The sequence below is a fragment of the Bifidobacterium catenulatum PV20-2 genome (assembly GCF_000800455.1).
Classification (GTDB): Bacteria; Actinomycetota; Actinomycetes; order Actinomycetales; family Bifidobacteriaceae; genus Bifidobacterium; species Bifidobacterium kashiwanohense_A.
In genome coordinates this window covers 1,637,004-1,660,583 of record NZ_CP007456.1, presented here as the reverse complement: position 1 = coordinate 1,660,583, position 23,580 = coordinate 1,637,004, and the positions used below count along the sequence as shown (strand labels likewise).

The window sequence follows — 23,580 nt, the reverse complement described above, 5'->3', positions numbered from 1 at the left end:
CTCACGCCATAGAACAACAAATGACACAAGAAGGAGAACGCCCATGACTTCCGTGGTGGTTTTCGATTATGGTTTCGGCAACGTGCGTTCCATGGTTCGTGCGCTGGCCAATCTCGACCTTGACGTGACCCTCACTTCCGACCATCGGCAGGCCTTGGAAGCCGACGGTCTGGTAGTGCCCGGCGTGGGTGCCTTCGGTGCATGCATGGAAGGCCTCAAGTCGGTGGGCGGAGACACCGTGATCAAGGATCGTCTGCGTGCCGGCCGACCGGTGCTCGGCGTGTGCGTGGGCGAGCAGATCATGTTCGAACGTGGTATGGAGCATGGCACCGGCACTCCGGGCCTTGGTCTGGTCAAGGGCGACGTGGAACTGCTTGATGCCGATGTGGTGCCTCACATGGGATGGGACACCGTCGAGGCGCCGGAAGGTTCCGTGCTCATGAAGGGCGTGGAGAACGAGCGTTTCTACTTCGTGCATTCCTTCGCCGCGATGAGCGCCGCTCCCGCCGACACGTCCGGAGACCAGCTTGATTTCGGTGACGCCGAGGAGCGCGTGACCTGGTGCACGTACGGACGCAGCCGTTTCGTGGCGGCCTACGAGCGCGGTCCGCTGTTCGCCACGCAGTTCCACCCTGAAAAGTCCGCCGAAGCGGGGTCGCAGCTGCTGCGCAATTGGATTGCGACATTCTGATGATATGAGACCGTCATCGCCTGTTTTGACGATGACTTCATATATACGATTGATACACGCCTATTTGATGCACATACTTGCGATTGCCATGTAATGGCGATCGGTTGATCACAGAGAGGTACAGATATGTCTTTGACATTGCTCCCCGCCGTCGATGTTCGTGATGGCAAGGCTGTTCGCCTGCGTCAGGGTGAATCCGGTTCGGAAACCGACTACGGTTCGCCGTTGGAGGCCGCTCGCACGTGGGTTGAGTCCGGTGCGGAATGGATTCACCTGGTCGATCTTGACGCCGCGTTCGGCACAGGCAACAACCGTGACCAGCTGCGTGCCATCGTCAAGGAATTGGGCGACAAGGTCAATATTGAAATGTCCGGCGGTGTGCGTGACGATGCATCGCTCGATGCAGCCTTGGAAGCAGGGGCAGCCCGTGTGAACATTGGCACGGCCGCTCTTGAGAATCCGGATTGGACCGCTTCCGTCATCAAGAAGTACGGTGATCGCGTGGCAGTCGGCCTTGATGTGCGCGGCCATACCCTCGCGGCACGCGGATGGGTGAAGGAAGGCGGCGACCTGTTCGAAACCATGGCGTTCCTGGATTCCGTCGGCTGTTCCCGTTACGTGGTCACCGACGTGGCCCGTGACGGCATGATGAGCGGCCCGAACATTGACCTGCTGCGTGAAGTCGCGGAACGTACCGATGCGAAGGTCACCGCGTCCGGCGGTATTTCCAAGCTCGATGACCTGCGTGCCATCAAGGAGCTCGCCGATTTGGGCGTGGACTCCGCCATTCTCGGAAAGTCGCTGTATGCGCGTGCTTTCACCTTGGAAGAAGCGCTCGAAGTCGCACGCTGAACATTGTTCGACAAGCCAATGATGATAGGACCGTCTACAACGTGGACGGTCTCGTCGTATTGCGGCGCGTGTTAACGACTTTCGTAACATGCGCATGGAACGATGGGGCACTATGGATAAACAGCAAGAGTTTGCTTTGCGCACAGTCGAAGAACGCGACGTGCGCTTCATTCGTTTGTGGTTCACGGATGTGTTGGGAACATTGAAGTCCGTGGCTATCGCACCGGCTGAATTGGAAGCTGCGTTCGAGGAAGGGCTCGGATTCGACGGTTCCGCGGTGGAAGGCCTCACCCGTGTGTCCGAAGACGATATGATCGTCAAACCCGATCCGTCGACATTCCAGATTCTGCCGTGGCGTGGCGGCCCGCAGGGCACCGCGCGCATGTTCTGCGACGTGCTTACCCCTGATGGCGAGCCGTCGTTGGGCGATCCGCGGCATGTGCTGAAGCAGGCTCTGTCGAAAGCCAAGGAAAAGGGCTTCACCTTCTACGTACATCCGGAAATCGAATTCTATCTGTTCGAAAGGCAGGATGATTGGTCCCAGACGCCAACCCCAATCGATGAGGGCGGCTATTTCGACCATGTGCCGCGCAGCCCTGGCATGGACTTCCGCCGCGCCACCGTCAACATGCTCGAACAGATGGGCATCTCGGTGGAATACTCGCACCATGAGGCGGGTCCAGGCCAGAACGAAATCGATCTGCGTTATGCGGACGCGCTTACCACGGCCGACAACATCATGACCTTCCGCACCGTCGTCAAGGAGATTTCGCTGGAGCGCGGCATTCATGCCAGCTTCATGCCGAAACCGCTTTCCGACGCTCCGGGCTCCGGCATGCACACGCATTTAAGCCTGTTCGAAGGTGACTCCAACGCGTTCTATGAGGCGGGTCAGGAATTCAACATGTCCGTCACCGCACGCCAGTTCGCCGCCGGCATTCTGTACCATGCGGCTGAAATCTGCGCCGTCACCGACCAGTATGTCAACTCCTACAAGCGCTTGTGGGGCGGCAATGAGGCTCCAAGCTACATTTGCTGGGGACACAACAACCGTTCCGCGTTGCTGCGTATTCCGCAGTACAAGCCAGGCAAGGGCAATTCCGCCCGCATGGAATTCCGTGCGCTCGATCCGGTCGCCAATCCGTACCTCGCATACTCCGTGCTTTTGGCCGCGGGGCTCGATGGTATCGACAAGCAGATGCAGTTGGGCGAGCCGACCAGCGATGACGTCTGGGAGCTTACTGATGCGGAACGGCAGGCCATGGGCATCCAGCCGCTGCCGGAGTCTCTTGACGAGGCGTTGAAGGTTATGGAGAAGTCCGACTTCGTGGCCAGCGTGCTCGGCGAGCACGCGTTCGAATACTTCCTGCGCAACAAGCGTCAGGAATGGGAGGAGTATCGCAAGCAGGTCACTCCGTTCGAACTGAAGAAGTACTTGCCGAAGCTGTAACGGCTTTCCATAATCGAGAATCGCATATGAAAAACCCGCTGAAGTGACCGAAAATGATCGCACAGCGGGTTTTCGTATGCTTGAAAATTTTCATTTACGATTGCTGATCAGCCGCGTGGGGAACCGAACATTGAATTGTAGATGATCGCGAAGTTGCGATTGCCGTAGGTCGAACAGGCGTCGCCTTCGCCGACTCCCGCATCCAATGCGGCTGTATTCGGCTGATAAGGCGTGTAAATGTACAGCAGTGCGGTCGCCTTGTTTTCGATGTACACGTTGCTGCCACCGCAGCTGGCGTCCGGATTGTATTGAATATAGTTGAGCGTGCCCGCATGGTATCCGTAGCGATCCTCATGTTGCACGTAATACTGGTAACGTTTCGCCGCGCCATACACCTGTTTGAAGAAACCTGCATATTCCGGGTCACAGTTCGCGTCATCCGGGCAGCTTAATCCCATGGCCGACTTGAATTGGAAGTCGCTTGGATCGGTGGCGGTAAGCAGGTGCTGCTCCTTTTGCAGCACGGTGAGCAACACTTTTTGACTGATGTCGCATGCCTTTCCCGACTTGTAGATGATCTCCGCGGCGCTTTCGTTCGGCTCTCCCTCATATGCTTCGCAGTATTCGTTGGCAGGTTGCGATTCGGTGCTAAACGTCATGGATTTCAAGCATTTCTCGCCGCTGCATGCGGCACCCTGTTTTTCGATGATGGCGTTCACCTGCTGCTCGCTCAACGCGTTCCCGTTGAAGAACAGACCATCTGAAATGATGTTGCCCGGATTGAAATCGTATTTAGTCTGCAATTGTTCCTGCGATGCGACCGCTTCATCCACTTGCACACGCCAACTGACGAATCGCACCAATCCAACGATCAACGTGAGCGCGATGATACTGGCTATCAGTGTTTTGCCGACTATGAGGATACGTTTTGGGGTGTTTGCTTTTTTCCAGGCGTTACGGAGTTTGGTGAGGCTTGGCTGGTTGTTTTTCTTGGGCTTGCGGTTGTTTTTTGCTGTGGTGGTTGTTTTGCGTGTCATCACGCGTCATTGTATCGCGTTTGGCTTATCGTTTGTTTGACGATTGATTCGTTAATCGATTGACGTGAAAAGCTTCAAGGGAAGCGTGAGTCTGGCAAGGCGTGGGGAGCGCGGGGGTTATGGAGGAGAAGAGTATGGCGAAGAGTGATGTGGCGAAGGAACGGTTTTTCAATCTGCCTGTGATTGTGCTGATCTCGCTGAGTTTCATGCTGGGCATGAGCGAGTTCATTGTCGTTGGCATTCTGCCGGATATCGCGGCCGGTTTGAAGGTGTCGGAGGTGACGGTCGGCAATCTTGTGTCGCTGTTCGCGTTCGTGTATGCGCCGGTCACGCCGCTCGGATCGGCGTTGTCGGCTCGTTTTCCGCGTTTTGCCACGCATCTGACGCTGGTTGGGGTGTTTCTTGTCGGCAACGTGTTGTGCGCGTTCGCGCCGAATTATGGCGTGCTCGTGGTGGCGCGAATTCTCATCGCGTTGGTATCTGGCACGCTGGTGGCCATCGCCATGACGTACGCGCCCGATGTAACAACTGAACAGTACCGCACGAAGTTCATCGCATGGGTGTTTTCCGGCTTCTCCATCGCATCCGTGGTGGGTGTGCCGGTTGGCACGTGGGTTGCGAACACGTTCGGCTGGCGTTGGGCGTTCCATTTGGTGAACGTGCTTACGGTGGCACTTATGGTGCTCATGATGATGGTGCTGCCGCGCAACAGCCATATTGTGAAGATTGGTTTTCTGCCGCAATTCCGCCTGTTTTTCGACCGTCGTATTCAGCTGGGCGTGCTTGCCGTGGTGTTTGGCGCGGCGGCAACTTACGTGTTCTACACGTATCTGACGCCGATCATGCGAGACGAAGTGCATGTTCCCGAACAGTATTTAAGCGTTGGCCTAGTGATTTTCGGCGCGGCCTGCCTGTGGAGCAACCTGTATGGCGGCAAGCTTGCCGACCGTGGTAGGGGGGTGGAACCGCTGACGCATATTCGTCCGATCTACTGCGCGCACGCCGTGCTTATGGCATCGCTGATCGTAACGCATTGGGTGCCGGTGTATGGTGCGTTGCTGCTGGTGGTGCTTGGCATGTTCATGTATCTGCAGAATTCCGCCTCGCAGGTGCTGTATATGGACGTCGCCTCGCAGTCGCATCCGGGATCGTTGAATCTGGCCGCGTCGCTCAATTCCATGTCGTTCAATATCGGCATTGCGGTCGGCTCCGCGGTCGGCGGACTGGTCAACACCCATTTGGGATTGATGTGGCTTGGTCCTGTGGGTGCGATCTTCCTGCTGTGTGCGGTTGGCACCACAACCCTGCTGCGCCCGTTCGTAGCTCGAGAACGCGACTTCTACGCCAAACAGCAAGCCTGATGGCATTTGGTTGGGTTTGAACGATCGGTTTCTGAAAGCGGCAAAGTTATAGAAGTTTTATCTGTAATTCGTTGAGATTGCGGAAAACGATTAGTGGACTGCGATGTTGGCGGGCTGGGCAGTAGACCCGCCGACTTGCGGAGCGTAGTCGGCTAGATCGATTACGCGATCGCAGGCGTCCCGCGTGTCCGGATCATGGGTTGCCACCAGCACGATCATGCCTTGACCGGCCAGATTGCCGAGCACATGGCTTACGGAATGCGATGTGCGCGTATCCAACTGGGCGGTCGGCTCGTCGACCAGCAGCATACTTGGTCTGGAACATACCGCACGCGCGAGCATAAGACGCTGCGCCTCGCCTCCAGACAAATCGCAGAAACGCCTGTCCGCCGCATACGCCAGATCGAACAGTTCCATCGCTTCCAAAGCCTTCGGTTCCGCTTCGCGGCGGCTCATTCCCTTGGCGAGCAGTGGAAACACCACATGGTCGAGCGCCGTGCGTTCCGCAACACCATACGGATTCTGAAACACCCATCCAACACGATCCACACCTTCTCGCGTCACCGTGCCAGCGTAAGGCTGCTCCCATCCTGCAAGAATCGACAGCAATGTTGACTTGCCGCATCCCGACGGACCGCATATCGCAATGGTCACACCAGGTTCGGCCACGAAACTCAAATTCTCGAACAGCAAATCGGTTCCCTCAAATCGATGAGCCAACCCCTCAACCGCAACGCGCATAGCCAACCTTTCACGGGGCAATCACCTTACCGACGCACCCTTGCCAATCATTTGTAGTCCCCTAATCGCAACCACGCAACATCCACCCTACCTCATTTGTGTATATGCGGAATGAAATGTTCAATGCAGCATGCGATGAGGTGCGAAAACGGTTAATCAGCAACAAGCATTTCTGACGTTACAAACCAGCCTGTATAAGAGGAACGAACGCATAGAACTCCCACCGTCCACGCTCCTGCGTGGTGTAGATTTGACCTCCATATGCGGCAAGTTCGTCGGACAGTTGGCTCAGACCACGGCCTCCCGGCAGATTTTTCTGCGTTTCGGCATGATGATCATTGACTTCTGTGATTTCAATCGAAGCACGTTTGACCAGCACGGAAACATCATATTCGTCATCACACGTTGCATGACGGGAAATATTCGCGTAAACCTCTTTGATTAGCCGAATGATGATGGCAGACAAATCGGCGCCAACATCTGCGGGAGATTCCAAAACGCTTACTTGGCTTGTTCCCTTGAAACGCATAGATTCAAGTGCCTTGCCGTTACGTTCCATCTCCTGTCGGATACGACATACGAGGTCGGTGTCCTGTCCGGACTGTGCAGCCTGATTCGCATGATCACCATCTTTGATGTAGTCGATCACATGATGGACGTTCTGTAATGCGGAGACGATATAGTCGTTGGTCTGCTTCCACTGCGCGGTGTCGGGATTGTTTTCATCGAGCATCTGCTGCTGTGCCTGCAGGGAAGCGAGGGAAAGATCCGACGTCACCGCATCATGCATTTGGCTGACGATTTCGGCGTCGCGTTTCAATCGTGCGTTGTCGTATTGCGCGCGTTCAGCGACCCATTGCGCCTGAGCTTTCTCCCCGTGCTTTCGTAACGCGGTGCCGAACGTCGCGACCAACACGAACATGATGACGAACACCGGATAAGCGCGGAAATTATATCCGGGTCCGTTGAAAAGCGTTGTCTCCACCGCTTGGCTGAGGGATATTTCAAGAGCCAGACCCAAAGCGTAAAGATCATTGGTCTCGTAAGACAGTATGCCAAGCGAAAACAGCACGCCGTAGAGTCCGCACTCATTATCGTATCCCCCAAAAACGTAATCCGTCACCTGCAGAAGCACAAAACAGATAAGCGGGCATGCTTGCGGGTAGAAGAGCGTGAGCAATGCAAGTACGGCATGTATTACGTTCACTACCTGTGCTGACATTGGTTGCTGGTAGCTCAGTGTCGTCCAAATCAGCAGATATTCCCATACGAGCACGAGAAGAAGACGGAAAGGATGCTGGAAAAGTTTGAATTTCGCAAGAAACGACTGTACCGACGTGATTGGTGTTCTACTCATGATTGTTCATCCAAATGGCGATTGCCTGTCGTTGAGTATTGCAGTGCAGACGTTGAACGATATTCTGCATATGTTTGCGGACGGTTGCTTTTGCTATATGAAGTCGGTCGGCGATTTCGTCGTCGGTCAAGTATTCTTCGGCGCACAAGTGCATGATGGTTTCCTGTGTGACGGTGAGGGTCGGCTTGAGTGCGGACCGGTTTTTGAGCTGTATATGGGCGACGAGCGGGGTTCCGAAACCGTCCATGGTCTGCCCTCGGACGATGCGCGGAATGTATTGGGTGAATTGTTCGATGCTGCTTTTGTCGACAAGTCCTTGTGCTCCGGATTCGATGGCACTGTTTCGGTATCGGTTGAGGCTGAAACTGGTCATGGCCAGAATGGGCGTGCTATTGTTGGTGAGGCGTATACGTTTGCAGATGTCTGGTCCCTGCAAGCCCTCGAGCGACATGTCGAGCAATATGATGTCGTATTGGTTTCCGTACGCTCTGCACAGTGACAGAGCTTTCGTGCCGTCGGTGACGTCGTCGGCGACATAGGCGTTGGGGAGTGCTTTGCTGAGCAGTGCAGTGAGCGCTTCGATGGCCCGCTTGTCATTATCGACCATGAGAATACGCGGATGAACAACGATGTGACTCATCTACACACTCCTTGCTTTATGAAACGCAACGAAAACGTATTCACCGGCACCACTTTACGATAGGATGGGGCAAATCGAAGACAAAGTGATTTGAGGATTTGACGATAGCAAAGCGGTATTAGTTGAAGAACGGTATGGGACTGATACTGGAACAAGTAACATTACAACTATTGTCCCGATAAGGATGTCATTCATATTTACCTTTCTAAGACGCCATGCTTCACCGTACATCAGGATGATGAAATGTATGAAGTGAGTCATACGCAATACGTGTATCTTTTATGCGCAAAATGATGGAAAAAAGTTTTTATTGGGAAAAATACTCAATTTAAGTATCGTCAGCTTTTCTTTGAGCAGCATTCCTTGCTATATTGTCCTCGGTCATTCTTAAAGGAAGGAAGAAAAATGAAAAAGGAAACGCTTTCTATGCTTTCTGGATGTGCGGCTTTTGCCATGGTGCTCAGTTTGGGGGCACCTATGGCCCAAGCGGCTGCGGGCAACATAGATAACGCAAGAATCAATGGATCTTGGAATTATTCGTGGACAAAATCTACTGCGAGTGTATGGGCGAGAAAACCTGTGTATACAGGGTATGCGCAGGCATGCCAAGACGGTGTTTGCTTCACTGGACATACGACGCAACGTATACAATCAACGACTGCTGTAGCATACGGTAGCGCGAGTAATCATACTGATAGCGCCAGGGTATGGGGCTGATGGCAGATGCTGCATCGATTTCGGATCATTCCTCTAATTAGCGTAGTTGGCTTGACGTTATCATTGATGTCTTGCGCGTCTATCGTAGATGGACAAAAAGGCGAGGAAGTTGAAGCTTCGTCTTCTGCTACGCAGTCGGGAGCTGCACGGCAGGGGTCAACCAGTGGACAGAAATTGGCGGCGTCGTTGAGTGAATGGATTGAACAGCGGGAATCGCAAGGTAATATCGCTGAATCGCAGAAAACGATATTGGACAAAGCCAAGAGTACGGGTGAGATTTCAACGTCGGATTATGAGAAAGCCTGGTCCGATTACCGGCAATGCATGATCGACAAAGGATATAAGGAAATCAAACTCATCAAATATCCGAGCGGACTCTATGCCGAAGCTGGACACAAACAGGGGACGACCATTCAGGAATCCCGATATTCCGATGATTCCACGGAATGCGGCGATGAGTATGTTGCAGATGTGCAGGATGTGTACGGCATTATCGTAGGCAATCCGAATCTGTATGCCGATCAAGCGCAAGCCGTGGTCGATTGTTTGCATAGAGACTCGCTCGTGCCGAAGGACTATACCGTAAGCCGGTTCAACAAGGAGTTTTCCGGAACGGATGGCAACACGTCGTTTGACATGCAGAACCTGCAAGTGCGCAGTTGCCTTGTGTCGAACGGCTACAACGTGGGATATGCGACCGACGATACGGAACAGTTGTGGTGAGAAGGTACGTGATTCCAGGGGAATCATGGTGATGTATTCGCTGATGGTGCTTGTTGGTTGTGAGTGAAGGGGGTATATGTGAGTATGACGCGACGATTCGGAATGAAGCAAAGAACGGGTGGGAAGCGTTCGAAGTGCACTGCTGTGACTTGGACTCTGCTGGCGGCTGTCACGGCAGCCTGTATTACGGTCGGATCCTGCGCATTGTGGCTGCCTGACCGCACTCCGACATTGCTCAGTTCGGTGGGGGAGAGGACTGTGGCTCCCGCCAGCGTACAGGAATACGCGGGTATGCAGCAGGTTACCGTGGTGCCCGCTATTTCCAGTGACCGTGACCTTTCCGGCAATGCGAGTGGCATGGTCACCGCAGACTGGTCCGGCAATGGCCTGACTTCAGGCAAAGGTGCCTACCAGGTGAACGATCGCACGGTAGTGGCGTTGAACACCGCAACCCCCTTGTATCGCGATTTGAAGACCGGAGACACCGGCGGCGATGTGCTCGCCCTGAATAATGAACTCAGCTTACTTGGCTACAACAGCGTTCCCGGATCGGATACCTATTGGCGGGCCACATCGGACGGGTGGAAGCAGTTGATGGCCGACAACGGCAATACGTCGGACGGATCATTGTCATTGGCCGACACATTGTGGATTCCCGAACACGAAGTCGCAGTTGCCGAGTGGAACGCAACCGCCGGATCCATGGTGACGGGCGGCACCGCAATCGGCAAAATCCCCGGATCATTGACGAAACTCACCATCAAAAACGGCACCGCATCCGCGCAGGACCGCACGTTGACGATATTCGGCATTACGGGAACATTGCCAGCCAATACCACTGAAATCACGGATGCCGGGTTCCTGCAACAAGTCGAAGCGAACAACAGCTACCAATCCGTGGACGTGGAATCCAAAAAAGCGGGATTGGACGCCACTCTGGCCTTGAGCGAACGGATGCGAGTGCTGCGCGTTCCCGCCGGCGCGGTATTCGGCATCAACGGTTCAACCGGTTGCATCGTGCCCAAATCCAATAACCATGGCAACACTCCCGTGAAAGTGTCGATCGTGGGAGGCGAACTTGGCGTGAGCCTCGTACAAGCCAACAGCGAAGACATCACTTCGATATCCAATGTGGAAATTGGCAGCGGACTCAACAATCTCACCTGCGAGTAGACGATTATGCGATTACGATCGGTGCTTTCCGAAGCGTTACGAAATATTGGTGCGGGAGTGAGTCATGCGATGCTCATGTTCGCAGCGGTATTGTTCGCGTCTACATTGCTCGGCGGATACGAGGCCGTCAATGTGGTGGGGCTTGAAACCGAGGCGGTGCAACGCATCAACGCCTACGCCGACGTTAACGCCATCGTCGGGGGAACGGTGGACGGAGCCGCATGCGACAGGCTCGCCAACGCTGGCGGCGGTGTGATGGGCACCTTGGCCGGTGCGATGCGTGCCGGTCAACAGATTGTGCCGCTTGCCACGCCCGGCAAGGATATATCGTCGTATGAGGTGACGCCCGGCATGATCAGGATGATCGCCGGGAACACGAAAACCGATGTGTCCGGCGTGTGGGTTTCTACCGACGTGGCCAAGGATTTTGGTCTCACCAAAGGCAGCGTAATGCAGACCGAACAGGGAACGATGAGCGTCGCAGGCGTGTTTGATTGGCCGAATGATGGTCGTGACACGCGATTCGTCTACGCGTTCCTTGTGCCTGTATCCGCGTCGAATGGCACGTTCGACGAATGTTGGGTCAGACAGTGGCCGCAAAGCGGGCAGACGGGGGATTTGTTGTATTCCACGCTGGTTGCGTCGGGTTCGTCATCCAATGCCGGCGTAACGCAGGTGAATAAGAGTTTCGATTCGCATTACGATGCGCAAGCTTCGTACGGGCAGCGTATGACCCGTTGGATGCCGTGGCTGGGGTTGGCTGTGGGGCTGATGTTCGGCGCGTTCAGCGTACGTCATCGTAGATTGGAATATGCTGGCGCATTGCATTCAGGGCAGTCCAAAGGTGCGCAATTGCTGGAAATCACTGCGGAAACGATGATTTGGAGCGGTTTGGCGTGTGCCTCTTCAGTCGCGCTGTTGGGCGCGTATTGCGTTCGCATGAGCAGCGCCGATGCGATGACCGTATGGTTGGGTGCGATGCGCACGCCATGTGCGATATTCGCTGGAGTGATGGTATCAAGCGTGCTCGTCGGTATGACGATATGTGAAACGCAGTTGTTCCGTTTCTTCAAGCAACGCTAAACATCGCTAACCATGGTTCGGTTGAGAATGATTTCGTTAGGTCCCATTGCCGTCAATACTGGAAAACTGCAAGTATCGACGGCAATGGAATACGAAGGATGATATGCGTTAGCTCAACGCTTTCTTGATGCGCTGCAGGCTGATTGGCTTCGGCGTGCCCAGTTCCTGCGCCCACAGTGATACGTAGAATTCCTCAAGCATCCAACGTGCGGTGGCCGCCTGCTTCATCAACGCCTCATGACGCGGACCTGCAGGCTCACGCTCGGCCTTCGCCATGGCCTTGTCAGCCAACTGCTTGGCCTCATCAGCCTCCCAAGCCCAACGCACATCACGATTCTTGTCGTTCTTCGCCTTACCTAAACGAAGCATGTCAGCATGCAGATACCGTTCAATCGACGCCAACGCATCTGGGGGAGTCTTACCAATGAATCCCGGATACACCAGCGTGGCGATATGCTCACGAATCGACTGCAAAACACTCAACATCGGCAGATCAGCCTTGCCTGACACGGCTTTATCAACCTCCGCATACCGCTTCAAAATAGCGATCACATCATGCGCAACCGCGTATACGGTATCTTCGAACACTTCACGCACATCAAGCACCGCATTCGCCAACGCCTCATCATCCGGCAATTCGTCAACATTCGGCAGCAAACGCTTCACCGCAGCCAACTGCAGATCCTCAGTAAGATCCTTCGTGGACTGATATGGCGCGGACGCCAACATCAACGCCTCCGCACCCAACCAACGCGACGAAATACGTTCGCTCGGCATACGCAAAACATCAAGCGCACCGCGCCACAGCATGGTGGAACGAGTTTCGGTAGTGGCACCAGCCTTATGCAGCAGATTGGCCTGCTCCACAAGCTTGCCCTGATTTCCAGCGTTTTCCGCCTGCTTCTTTACCATCTGCCGTGCGGAAGCCTCAGCTTGCTCCGCAAACTTGCGCTGCAACTCCACCAACGATTTGCCCGAGCCAAGCACCTTGACAGGGCCCCGCGCATGACGCCTGCCATGCTGACTCTTGCGACTCGGAGGCAACTGCTGCTCCACCGAGAACGTCACGCGCAAATACGGCGTGAGCTTGCTCCACAATTCACCAGTCAACACTTCAGGGTGAATCTGCGCGCCAACGATGCTGATTGCCGCCTGCGTGAACGTATGAGGCAGATCCGGCCACGCGGCCACACCCTCTGCATTGGCAGGAGCAAGATTCGGCTTCTGCTGGTTACCGGAACCAGGCAGATCCGGATACCTCTCATCAATCCATGCACGAATCTTACGAGCCGTATCAGGAGCGGGAACAAACTGCACGCGCAACGTCTTCGGCAACGACTTGATCATGCCGACAATCAACTCATCCAACAATCCGGGAACATTCCACGTGAATTGTTCCGGTGTCAAACGAGACAACACCTTCAACGGCACATGCACGGTCACGCCATCGTTTGGATCATGCGGATCATACACATAACTCAACCGCAAATCGATAGGGGAGCCGTCCGTACCTAACGTATGCCAATGATCCGGATAATCAGCCAACGACACTGACTCGGCATCAGCAAGACGCTCCACCTTCTCCGGATCAAAATCCAACAAATCCGGCTGCTCATCATGCTTTGACTTCCACCATTTCGCAAGATCCGCAACCGACGTGACAGTATTGGGAATCACCGAATTATAAAAATCGAACAGATCCTCATCACTGACCGTCTGCGCCATCTGACGTGTACGACTCGCGTCATCGGCGGCATCCTCCAACACATCGCGATTCTTCGCAATGAAATCGTCATACGAGAACCGCTGCTGAATATCGCCCTCGACCAAACCCTGACGAATCAGAAAATCACGGGCCTCCAGCGGATTGATACGACCCCACTGCACCGTACGATCCTGTACGATTGGCAAACCATACAACAGTACCTTCGCGCTCGCCACCGCGGAACCACGCGAGCCTGACCAATGCGGATCCGCATACGTGGTTCGCGTCAACGAACCCGCCAACGGTTCAGCCCAAGCAGGATCGATCTGGGCGGAATATCGCGCCCACAAGCGGCTCGTTTCCACCAACTCCGTGCTCATCACCCATTGCGGTGTCGACTTGGCAACCGCGGAAGCCGGGAACAATGCGAAATGCGTGCCACGCGCACCCTGATAATCATTCTTCGCCATCTTCTGCGCGCGCTTCATGGCACGCGCACGGGCAGCGCCCTTCAAGCCAGCGAAATCAGATGCCTTCGGTTCACGCACGATCTGCATGCCCATCATCGACAACAAGCCCGAAAGCATCGACGTATGAATACCCTGCGCATCCCACGAACAACACAACGAATGCGCAGCCTGCTGATTCGACGGAAGCTGACGAATCTCAAGCGGCGGACGCGAAGCCGGAATCGGATCGCCAACCTTGAACTTGAATTCCTTGCACATCTCACGCAACTGCGTGACCAGATCCTTCCACTGACGGATGCGCAGCCAACTCAAATACTCAGTCTTGCAAATCCTACGAAGCGCGGAATTGCTCGGCTCGCCATCAGCTTGGAACACGCGATCCCACAAGTTCAACGCGGTCAGAAAATCACTGGACGGATCGGCATACCGGTTGTGAATGCGGTCGGCCTCCTCACGATTCTCATCCGGACGTTCGCGGGGATCCTGCAAACTCAGGAACGCGACCACCACCAGCACTGCGGCCAACGTGTTCGGCGTGGTCGACTTCGCAGCCTCGATGATCATACGGCCCAAACGCACGTCGATCGGAATGCGTGCAAGCATGCGACCCGTATGCGTCAGCACAACCTCGCCATGCTTGCGCGCCACGGCCTTCAACTCGGTCAACTCATTGAAACCGTCAGACACCGCCTTCATATCAGGCGGATCGATAAAGCCGAAATCCGTAACATCCTGCGCGGTACGAGCCACACCCACCGACAGCATATGCAATACGACCGCACCCAACGACGTGCGCAGAATCTCAGGCTCCGTGAATTCCGGGCGCGTCTCGAAATCCTCACGAGAATACAAGCGAATCGCAATACCATCGGCAATACGACCGCAACGACCCGAACGTTGGTTCGCACTCGCTTGACTAATCGGTTCAATCGGAAGCCGTTGCACTTTCGCGCTCTTCGAATAACGTGAAATACGAGCGGTGCCAGGGTCGACCACATAACGAATGCCCGGCACCGTCAACGACGTTTCGGCCACATTCGTAGCGATCACAATACGCTGATGGTCGTGCGGCTCAAACACGCGATGCTGCTCCTTGGCGGACAACCGCGCGAACAGCGGCACGATCTCAATCGCATCAGGACGACGCATATCAATGGCACGCGGACCATAATGATGACGCAACGCATTCTCAAAATCATGAATGTCGCGCTCGCCCGAAGCGAACACGAGAATATCGCGCGGGCCACGGTCATGACTCGAATGAATCACCAACTCGGCACAGGCGCGCGCCACCGCCGTCGGCATGTCAACGTTCGGCTCGCGGGAATCCTTCGCGTCGGGAGCGGCCGACAACGTTTCATAGTCGGCATCGCCCGGCATCGCGCCCGTTTCAAAACCGGGTACGGAACGCATCAACGCCGGAGCGGTACCCAGCGGTTCATACACGACCTGCACGGGGTAGGTTCGCCCCGAAACCTCGATAACCGGCACTTTCGTATGCAAAGCATGTTCGAAATGCTCCTGGAACTTCACCGAATCAATCGTCGCCGACGTGATTACCAATTTCAGGTCACGGCGTTTCGGCAATAGCGCAGTCAAATAGCCGAGCAGAAAGTCGATATTGAGACTACGTTCGTGCGCCTCGTCGATAACGATCGTATCGTATTGCATCAGTTTCGGATCGCGTTGAATCTGCGCCAACAGAATACCGTCGGTCACCACGCGAAGACGGGTCTTCGGTGAGCTCTCATCGGTGAAACGCACCTGATAGCCGACCTCGTCACCCAAACGCACGCCCATCTCCGAGGCGATACGTTCGGCCACGGTACGCGCGGCCAACCTACGCGGCTGCGTGTGCACAATCTGCCTGCCATGCGATCCACGGCCCAATTCCAACAGAATCTTCGGCAGCTGCGTGGTCTTACCGGAACCCGTCTGACCAGACACAATCACGACTTGGCTCGACTTCACCGCCTCGGCAATATCGTTACGTGCAGCGGAAACCGGCAGTTGGGAAGGATATTCGAATTTCATGCCTTCATAACCTCGATAACGCGGAAGCCCTTCGAACTCGCGTACTTACTTACCTCATAACCATCGCCAAGCTGCGTGGCAAGCCACGGAATCAACGAATCCGACCCCAAATTCTTCTGCACCACCAAATAGGCGGCACCACCCGCATTCAAACGTGGCAGCCACGTCATCAACAACTCATGCAGCACATCCTTGCCAACACGAATCGGCGGATTCGACCAAATCAGATCAAACGTCACATTCGAAGGGATCTCATCGGCGGTGACCGCATGAACGTTCCTCACACCATTGAGCTCGGCATTGCGACGCGTCAGATCCAACGCGCGTTCATTCACGTCCAACGCCCAAATATCAGCCTTCGGCGAAGCAAAACCAAGTGTCAACGCAATCGGACCCCAACCGCAACCCAAATCAAGGAACGTACCCTCCTCAGGAGGCTCCGGAGCCTGACGAAGCAGCACGGACGTTCCCAAATCCACGCGATTGCCGGAAAACACGCCATTGGAAACCTCAACATCGGCCTCATTGCCTCGCAACACAACATGCAGCCTCTTACGTACATCCTTCGACTGCGGATCAGCCGCGAAATACTGTTCGGCCTGTGCCATACCCACTCCTTGCAAACGCTCGCCTCCGGTATCACGCAAGCCACGCTCATCCACGTGGCGAATGCCCGATACCCATGTCTCTAGAGAATGATGATAATAAAGACACCATAGTTTAACCGTGAGAGGTGCCATTGAGCCAAGAAAACGACATCGAGCATAGCATGAGCGCCAACGACGTGTCAGGAGTGCTCGCCGACCAGTCCGAAGTGCTGCTTGATACCAACGGCGAGAACCATTTCAACGAATCCCATGACGAACAATGGCAGGAACGCGAATCCCGCAATGCGTTGAAGCATGTGTCCGGACTCGGCGAAATACAAGACGTCACCGAAGTCGAATACCGAAAAGTCCGCCTCGAACGCGTCGTGCTCGTCGGCGTGTGGTCCAGCCGTGAAACCACACAAGCACAGGCCGAAGAATCATTGCGAGAACTTGCCGCGCTCGCCGAAACCGCCGGCGCCGTGGTATGCGACGGCCTGCTGCAGCATCGTATCAAGCCGGACGCAGCTACATACGTTGGCTCCGGTAAAGCCCGCGAACTCGCCGGAATCGTGGCGCAAGAGGAAGCCGATACCATCGTTGTGGACGACGACCTGCCGCCAAGCCAACGCCGCGCCTTGGAAGACGCCACCAAAGTGAAGGTCGTGGATCGCACTGCCGTGATCCTCGACATTTTCGCCCAACATGCGACCTCTCGCGAAGGCAAAGCCCAAGTGGAACTGGCACAACTCCAGTACATGCTGCCACGACTGCGAGGCTGGGGCGGATCACTGTCACGACAGGCGGGCGGCCGCGCCGCAGGAGACGCCGGCATCGGCTCGCGAGGACCTGGCGAAACGAAAATCGAAATGGACCGTCGTGTGATCCGAAGCCGAATCGCCAAACTCCGCAAACAGATCGAACAGATGGCTCCCGCGCGTGACGTCAAACGTGGCGCTCGCCGTCGTTTCGGATTGCCGACCGTTGCCGTGGTGGGATATACGAATGCGGGCAAATCGTCGTTGACAAATCGGCTGACCGGTTCCGCGGAACTGGTGGAGAATGCGTTGTTCGCCACACTGGACACCGCAGTGCGCAGGGCGCGCGCCAAAGATGGACGTCAATATGCGTACGTCGATACCGTCGGGTTCGTGCGTCGCCTGCCTACCCAGCTGATTGAAGCGTTCAAATCCACGCTGGAGGAGGTTTCCGAATCCGATCTGATCGTGCATGTGGTGGACGGCTCGCATCCGGACCCGTTCTCGCAAATCGACGCGGTCGACGATGTGCTTTCCGACATCGACGGCGTCGAAACCATTCCCACGATTATCGTGTTCAACAAGGCCGACCGTATGGATGAGGCCACACACGAGCGTATCGAGGCGTTGATGCCAGAAGCGTACATCGTGTCGGCGTTTTCCGGCGAAGGCGTCGACGAGCTGCGTATGCAGGTGGAATCCATGCTGCCGACGCCGAACGTGCATGTCGAGGCGTTGCTGCCATACACTGCCGGTTCGCTGGTGTCGCGCGTACGTGAATATGGCAAAGTGATCAACGTCGAATACCGTGACGATGGTATGATGCTCGAAGCGGAAGTGGACGATCATTTGGCTGCGCAAATCGTGGAACAGTCAATCGGCTGAAAACCTTGCAAAACAGTGCAACGCAACGGACACAGCGTTTGTGAGCGCTCACATACTTTGTGAGGCAAATCACTTTTTCAGTACTTGCAAGTCGTGTTACAGCATGTCAAAACGTCATGCTGTATGGATAAAGTAAAGATGAAATCCTAAGAGAAAACCTGCTACTAGCGGGACATTCTTTTCTTGTAAGAGAGGTAAGCACATGGTGGATTCACCAATCAAGCCCACAAAGCTCGCTATCATCGGTGCCGGTGCAGTCGGCTCCACTCTCGCTTTCGCTGCCGCTCAGCGTGGCGTCGCACGTGAGATCGTGCTCGAAGACATTGCCAAGGAACGTGTCGAAGCCGAAGTGCTCGACATGCAGCACGGCTCTAGCTTCTTCCCGACCGTGTCCATCGCAGGCTCCGACGATCCGGAAATCTGCCGCGACGCCGACATGATCGTCATCACCGCAGGTCCGCGTCAGAAGCCGGGCCAGTCCCGCCTCGAACTGGTCGGTGCCACCATCAACATTCTCAAGGCCATCATTCCAGGTCTCGTGAAGGTCGCCCCGAATGCCATCTACATGCTCATCACCAACCCGGTCGACATTGCAACCCATGTTGCCCAGAAGATCTCCGGCCTGCCGGCAAACCAGGTCTTCGGCTCCGGCACCAACCTTGACTCCGCACGTTTGCGCTTCCTGATCGCCCAGCAGACCGGCGTCAACGTCAAGAACGTGCACGCCTACATTGCCGGTGAACACGGCGATTCCGAAGTGCCGCTGTGGGCCTCCGCCACCATCGGTGGCGTCCCGATGTGCGACTGGACCCCGTTGCCGGGCCACGCCCCGCTCGACGCCGAAGTCCGTGAGCAGATTCACCAGGACGTCAAGAACGCCGCCTACAAGATCATCAACGGCAAGGGTGCGACCAACTACGCCATCGGCATGTCCGGCGTTGACATCATCGAAGCCGTCATGCGCGACTCTAACCGCATCCTGCCGGTGAGCTCCATGCTTCACGACTTCCACGGCATCTCCGACGTCTGCATGTCCGTGCCGACCCTCCTCAACCGCTCCGGCGTCAACACCGCCATCAACACCCCGGTGTCCGACCGCGAACTCGCAGCCCTTACGCGCTCTGCAGAGACGCTGAAGGAAACCGCCGCCCAATTCGGCTTCTGATAAAAAACGCGGTAACGGAGCGTCAGCTGCGTTACACGGAATTCGACGTACTTTTGCACGCCTTCGTCTTGTGTGCCTTGCCGATGCAAGCGTTGCTGCGTTTTTTGTTTGTTTTGACTATTGACAGACGGATGATGAGTCGTTAGACTGCAAGCAGAAATAACGGAAACCCCAGCCTTTGGCTGGGGTTTCTTGCGTTTTACAAGCAATGAAAATGGTATTGAGAAACAATTTCAATAAGTTCCTCAATTAATTAGGTTGAAGGATTGCATACATGGCACATGACCACACGTACGGAACAATGGCGAACACGGGAGCAGAACATCAAAAACGACTCATGATGTCACTGGGGCTCACCTCGACTGTATTCATCGCGGAAGTCGTCAGCGCAATCATCACCGGATCATTGGCACTGCTCGTAGATGCAGGCCATATGCTCACTGACATGTCCGTACTCATCGCATCAACCGTCACTGCGATACTGATGCAACGCAAACCCAGCAACAAACGCACTTGGGGATGGGCACGGCTCGAAGTGCTCACCGCGGCAGTCGGAGCCCTCATACTCTTCATCGTCGGCATCTACGCTCTCGTGGAAGCAGGCATGAGACTTTTCGGAGGAGCTGCTGACGAAATAAACGATGTGCGACTATTGCTCTTCATGGGTATACTCGGCCTTGCCGCCAACGTCGGATCAATCTTCATCCTCGCATCGCAAAGCGAAGACAACATGAACATGAAAGCGGCGTTCCTCGAAGTTATGAACGATGCCCTGGGATCCGTAACCGTAATCGTATCGGCAATCGTACTCATCTGCACCGGCTGGGCCGGCTTCGACGCGGTTGCCGGCGGCATCATCGCGCTCATGATGATTCCACGCGCCATCAAGCTCCTGCACAATGCGGTCCGCGTGCTCTTGGAAGAAACGCCCAACGGACTTGACCTTGACGAAGTGCGGGCCCATTTGGAACAAGTGCCACATGTTATTGCCGTGCACGACCTTCACGCCAGCACCGTATCCACCGGCATGCCGATCCTCATGGCACATGTCGTGGTCGAACGAGACCTCACCATGAAGGAGGCTGCGGAAATACTCGCCCAACTACAGGGCTGTCTGCGTGAGCATTTCCCCGTATCAGTGCCACACACTACCTTCCAGCTCGAACCGGAGGGGTACAGTTCGGCGAGCAAATCCGAAATGCATTCCTGACCAACGAAGCCTGCTGTGTTATGAAAAACCGCGCTTTTGGACGTGAAATCAAATGTTTGACTTCACGTCCAAAAGCGCGGTTTTGTAAAGGGCGAGACGATCATTATGCCTTAGATCTTGCGGAGTACGGTAACCACCTTGCCCATGATTTCAGCATGCGTGCCATCAATGGGGGAGTAAGCGGGATTGTGCGGAATGAGCCAGACATGACCGTGATCCTTGCGGAACGTCTTCACTGTGGCCTCATCGTCGAGCAGTGCCGCCACAATATCTCCGTTCTCCGCGGTATTCTGCTCGCGTACCACCACAAAATCGCCGTCGCAAATGGCCGCGTCGATCATGGAATCGCCGTGCACCTCAAGCATGAACAGATTTCCGGTACCGGTGAGCCGTTCGGGCAGTCGCATCACATCGTCCACATGCTGTTCGGCGGTGATGGGCACTCCCGCGGCGATGCGCCCCACCAAAGGAACATCTCGTGAGGCCATGATGGAACCGCTGGAATCGGATTGGCCTGGGAATGGAATGACCCGTGCCACCTTGTTCGGCGAGGATTCATCGTCAAAGCTTACGACTTCAATAGCCCTGCCCTTGTTCGCATTCATGCGAATAAAACCCTTTTCGTCAAGCACTTGCAGCTGGTGTTTGACGGATGACGGACTTTTCAGCCCTGCGGCTTCGCCGATTTCGCGGAACGAAGGGGCGAAACCCTGTTCCGCCAGATGCTTTTTGATGGCGCCGAGCACCTTGCGCTGGCGATCGGTCAGCGTGCTTTCATCCGGACGCTCAGCATCCTTTTTGGGTGTGAATGGGACGGTGCTCACGATGGGCTCCTTTCAGGTCTCAGGTAAGCATAACGCGAAACGCTGAGGAAATCAAACATCTGTTCGAGGTGTGTTTGCGATTATCGAACGCATGTGCCATACTTAGAACGTACATTCGATGAAACGGCTGTTCGAGAAGGAGTGGCGTGATGTTTCGGATACGTTGGACGAGCTGGTGCTTGAATAATCTGGATTCTGTTTCGTTAAGGGCCGGGCAAGGGCTTATCGTTCCTGACGAGGTATAACTCACGTGGGATTGGCCTAGTTCAATGGCTCAGGCTATTCTTGACACCATGCATTGCCCTTTTTGTCAGAATCCAGATACCAAGGTGGTCGATACCCGCATTAGCGATGATGGCCACTCCATTCGCCGTAGGCGAGAGTGCCCGAAATGTTCCAAGCGTTTCACCACGCTGGAGACCACCATGCTGTTGGTGGTGAAGCGTTCTGGCAACGTCGAACAGTTCGATAGGAACAAGGTGATTTCCGGCGTTAGAAAAGCATGCCAGGGTCGCCCGATCAAGGAAGACGATTTGAAAGCTCTCGGTCAGCAGGTTGAAGAGGATCTTCGTGCTCGGGGGCTTGCCCAGGTCAAGTCCGACGAGGTCGGCAAAGCCATTCTGAAACCGTTGCGTGATCTTGACGAGGTTGCCTACATGCGTTTCGCCAGTGTGTATCAGAACTTTGAGAATCTTGGGGATTTTCAGAATGCGATTAATGAGCTGAAAGCTGACGCGCTGAAGTAGTTTGGGCAGTCGCTATTGAAACGTGCGGCAATGCGTTGTCTTGTCAAGGATGGACTAGGTGACGCAAAAGTTGGGCGATTACGGCAATGACATGAAGGTTTATGCATTGTGGGGGTTCCAGCCGCTTAGGCTGGAACCCCCACAATGCATAAATGCCGTATTGCAGACCGTCAGCTGATTACACGCATGCGGATCGTGCCTTCAATGGCCGCAAGCTCGTCCAAAGCCTTCTGGCTCGGGCGCTGCGCCACATCAGTGACCACATAGCCGATTTCGCCTTCGGTGCCAAGCGCCTGGGCCGCGATATTAATGTTCTCTTCTCCAAGAGCATGGTTCACCTTGGCAAGGACGCCAGGCAGATTCGCATGAAGATGCGCGATGCGGAAGTTCGAACGGATATCGGACAAGGTGATCTGCGGAAGATCAACCGACAACATCGTGGAACCCTTGAACCAATAATCCTCAAGACGTTGTGAAACGAACTGGCCGATGGATTTCTGCGCTTCAAGCGTGGAGCCGCCAATATGCGGGGTCAGAATCATATTGTCTTCATCGGCAAGGTTCGTCAAGAATTCATCGCCGCTTTTCTTCGGCTCTACAGGGAACACATCCACCGCAGCGCCCGAAATATGACCGGAATCCAAATGCTTCTTCAACGCGTCCAAATCCGCTACGAAACCGCGGGACAGATTGATGAAAATCGAATCCTGCTTCATATGGGCGAACTGGTCCTCACCGAAGAAACCGGTATTGGACTTGCGGCCATCGACATGCAAAGTGACCACATCGGACTGCTCGAGCAGCTCGTTCAGCGTGGAGCAACGGTGAGCATTGCCCATGGCAAGCTTCTCTTCGATGTCGTAGAACACCACACGCATGCCAAGCGCCTCGGCGATGACGGAAAGCTGGGAGCCGATATTGCCGTAGCCGATGATACCGAGCGTCTTGCCTCGCACCTCGTGGGAGCCGGAAGCGGACTTATCCCACATGCCATGCTTCATGTGATGGGTGTGCGCGGGAATGCGGCGCATCAGGCAGATGATATCGCCGATGACCAGTTCCACCACGGAGCGGGTGTTCGAATATGGAGCATTGAATACGGCGATGCCATGCTTGCCCGCATAGTCAAGATCGACCTGATTGGTACCTATGCAGAAGCATCCGACCGCGGTGAGCGTCGGACGGGCATCGATGACCTTGCGGGTCACGCTGGTTTTGGATCGGATACCCAGGAGGTCAACGCCTTCCAGAGCGTCGATGAGTTCGTCTTCGTTGAGAGCGCCTTTGAGGCACTCGACTTCGAAGCCGTGGTCACGTAGCGACTGCGCCGCGTCGGGATGAATGTTTTCAAGTAACAATGCTTTAGGCATG

19 protein-coding genes are annotated in these 23,580 nt (G+C 55.1%); 11 read left to right on the top strand and 8 right to left on the bottom strand.

Features of this window, described 5'->3' with window-relative positions; genetic code table 11:
* Positions 1–43: 43 nt before the first annotated feature.
* The 3 genes from hisH to glnA all read left to right on the top strand — a co-directional run bounded on the left by hisH (position 44) and on the right by glnA (position 2,993).
* Complete coding sequence (gene hisH / locus AH68_RS07305) at positions 44–691, top strand: imidazole glycerol phosphate synthase subunit HisH (protein ID WP_039198976.1); 648 nt, start codon at positions 44–46, stop codon at positions 689–691.
* A gap of 126 nt (positions 692–817) precedes the next feature.
* Positions 818–1,543: a bifunctional 1-(5-phosphoribosyl)-5-((5-phosphoribosylamino)methylideneamino)imidazole-4-carboxamide isomerase/phosphoribosylanthranilate isomerase PriA gene (gene priA / locus AH68_RS07300; RefSeq protein WP_003834319.1), complete on the top strand. Its 726-nt coding sequence runs from the start codon at positions 818–820 to the stop codon at positions 1,541–1,543.
* A gap of 112 nt (positions 1,544–1,655) precedes the next feature.
* Positions 1,656–2,993, top strand: coding sequence for a type I glutamate--ammonia ligase (gene glnA / locus AH68_RS07295; protein WP_033500473.1), 1,338 nt, complete (start codon positions 1,656–1,658; stop codon positions 2,991–2,993).
* A gap of 107 nt (positions 2,994–3,100) precedes the next feature.
* Here the strand turns inward: glnA and AH68_RS07290 are convergent, their stop codons facing one another.
* Positions 3,101–4,030 carry a hypothetical protein gene (locus AH68_RS07290; protein ID WP_039198973.1) on the bottom strand — a complete coding sequence of 310 codons (930 nt, stop codon included), beginning with the start codon at positions 4,028–4,030 and terminating at the stop codon, positions 3,101–3,103.
* A 134-nt stretch (positions 4,031–4,164) separates the two neighbouring features.
* Here AH68_RS07290 and AH68_RS07285 point away from each other — a divergent pair, with 134 nt between their 5' ends.
* Positions 4,165–5,391, top strand: a complete 1,227-nt coding sequence (locus AH68_RS07285; RefSeq protein WP_039198971.1) for an MFS transporter — start codon at positions 4,165–4,167, stop codon at positions 5,389–5,391.
* 90 nt (positions 5,392–5,481) lie between these two features.
* On the opposite strand, the gene AH68_RS07280 is transcribed toward AH68_RS07285, so the two are convergent.
* The 3 genes from AH68_RS07280 to AH68_RS07270 form a co-directional block, all read right to left on the bottom strand.
* Entirely contained in the window at positions 5,482–6,132 is a 651-nt protein-coding gene (locus tag AH68_RS07280) for an ABC transporter ATP-binding protein (protein WP_039198969.1), read from the bottom strand.
* A 178-nt stretch (positions 6,133–6,310) separates the two neighbouring features.
* Positions 6,311–7,489, bottom strand: a complete 1,179-nt coding sequence (locus AH68_RS07275) for a hypothetical protein (RefSeq protein WP_039198967.1) — start codon at positions 7,487–7,489, stop codon at positions 6,311–6,313.
* On the bottom strand, positions 7,482–8,129 hold the full coding sequence (locus AH68_RS07270; RefSeq protein ID WP_039198965.1) for a response regulator transcription factor: 648 nt from the start codon (positions 8,127–8,129) through the stop codon (positions 7,482–7,484). The genes AH68_RS07275 and AH68_RS07270 overlap by 8 nt, the downstream gene beginning before the upstream one ends.
* Positions 8,130–9,032: 903 nt before the next feature.
* Here AH68_RS07270 and AH68_RS10840 point away from each other — a divergent pair.
* From AH68_RS10840 to AH68_RS07255, 3 genes are all read left to right on the top strand, one after another.
* Positions 9,033–9,569 carry a hypothetical protein gene (locus tag AH68_RS10840; protein WP_033524074.1) on the top strand — a complete coding sequence of 179 codons (537 nt, stop codon included), beginning with the start codon at positions 9,033–9,035 and terminating at the stop codon, positions 9,567–9,569.
* A gap of 144 nt (positions 9,570–9,713) precedes the next feature.
* Positions 9,714–10,742 (top strand): hypothetical protein, encoded by a 1,029-nt coding sequence (locus AH68_RS07260; protein WP_236682381.1) that lies wholly within the window; start codon positions 9,714–9,716, stop codon positions 10,740–10,742.
* Positions 10,743–10,748: 6 nt separating this feature from the next.
* Positions 10,749–11,825, top strand: coding sequence for a hypothetical protein (locus tag AH68_RS07255; protein ID WP_039198961.1), 1,077 nt, complete (start codon positions 10,749–10,751; stop codon positions 11,823–11,825).
* Between the two features lie 108 nt (positions 11,826–11,933).
* Here the strand turns inward: AH68_RS07255 and hrpA are convergent, their stop codons facing one another.
* Both hrpA and AH68_RS07245 read right to left on the bottom strand, forming a co-directional pair.
* Complete coding sequence (hrpA, locus tag AH68_RS07250; RefSeq protein ID WP_039198959.1) at positions 11,934–16,034, bottom strand: ATP-dependent RNA helicase HrpA; 4,101 nt, start codon at positions 16,032–16,034, stop codon at positions 11,934–11,936.
* Positions 16,031–16,642 (bottom strand): class I SAM-dependent methyltransferase, encoded by a 612-nt coding sequence (locus AH68_RS07245; RefSeq protein WP_052189186.1) that lies wholly within the window; start codon positions 16,640–16,642, stop codon positions 16,031–16,033. Before AH68_RS07245 ends, hrpA begins: the two co-directional genes overlap by 4 nt.
* 161 nt (positions 16,643–16,803) lie before the next feature.
* Here AH68_RS07245 and hflX point away from each other — a divergent pair, with 161 nt between their 5' ends.
* The 3 genes from hflX (at position 16,804) to AH68_RS07230 (ending at position 20,639) form a co-directional block, all read left to right on the top strand.
* On the top strand, positions 16,804–18,264 hold the full coding sequence (gene hflX, locus AH68_RS07240; RefSeq protein ID WP_144245769.1) for a GTPase HflX: 1,461 nt from the start codon (positions 16,804–16,806) through the stop codon (positions 18,262–18,264).
* A gap of 202 nt (positions 18,265–18,466) precedes the next feature.
* Positions 18,467–19,429 carry an L-lactate dehydrogenase gene (locus tag AH68_RS07235; RefSeq protein WP_004220646.1) on the top strand — a complete coding sequence of 321 codons (963 nt, stop codon included), beginning with the start codon at positions 18,467–18,469 and terminating at the stop codon, positions 19,427–19,429.
* A gap of 274 nt (positions 19,430–19,703) precedes the next feature.
* On the top strand, positions 19,704–20,639 hold the full coding sequence (locus AH68_RS07230; protein ID WP_039198953.1) for a cation diffusion facilitator family transporter: 936 nt from the start codon (positions 19,704–19,706) through the stop codon (positions 20,637–20,639).
* Positions 20,640–20,749: 110 nt separating this feature from the next.
* On the opposite strand, the gene lexA is transcribed toward AH68_RS07230, so the two are convergent.
* The gene (gene lexA, locus AH68_RS07225) at positions 20,750–21,463 is read right to left on the bottom strand and encodes a transcriptional repressor LexA (RefSeq protein WP_039198951.1); all 714 of its coding nucleotides are present in this window, start codon (positions 21,461–21,463) and stop codon (positions 20,750–20,752) included.
* 293 nt (positions 21,464–21,756) lie between these two features.
* Between lexA and nrdR the strand changes: the two genes are divergently transcribed.
* Positions 21,757–22,209, top strand: coding sequence for a transcriptional regulator NrdR (gene nrdR / locus AH68_RS07220; RefSeq protein WP_033500596.1), 453 nt, complete (start codon positions 21,757–21,759; stop codon positions 22,207–22,209).
* Between the two features lie 170 nt (positions 22,210–22,379).
* Here nrdR and serA read toward each other — a convergent pair whose 3' ends face one another.
* Positions 22,380–23,579 carry a phosphoglycerate dehydrogenase gene (serA, locus tag AH68_RS07215; RefSeq protein ID WP_039198949.1) on the bottom strand — a complete coding sequence of 400 codons (1,200 nt, stop codon included), beginning with the start codon at positions 23,577–23,579 and terminating at the stop codon, positions 22,380–22,382.
* Position 23,580: the final 1 nt, after the last annotated feature.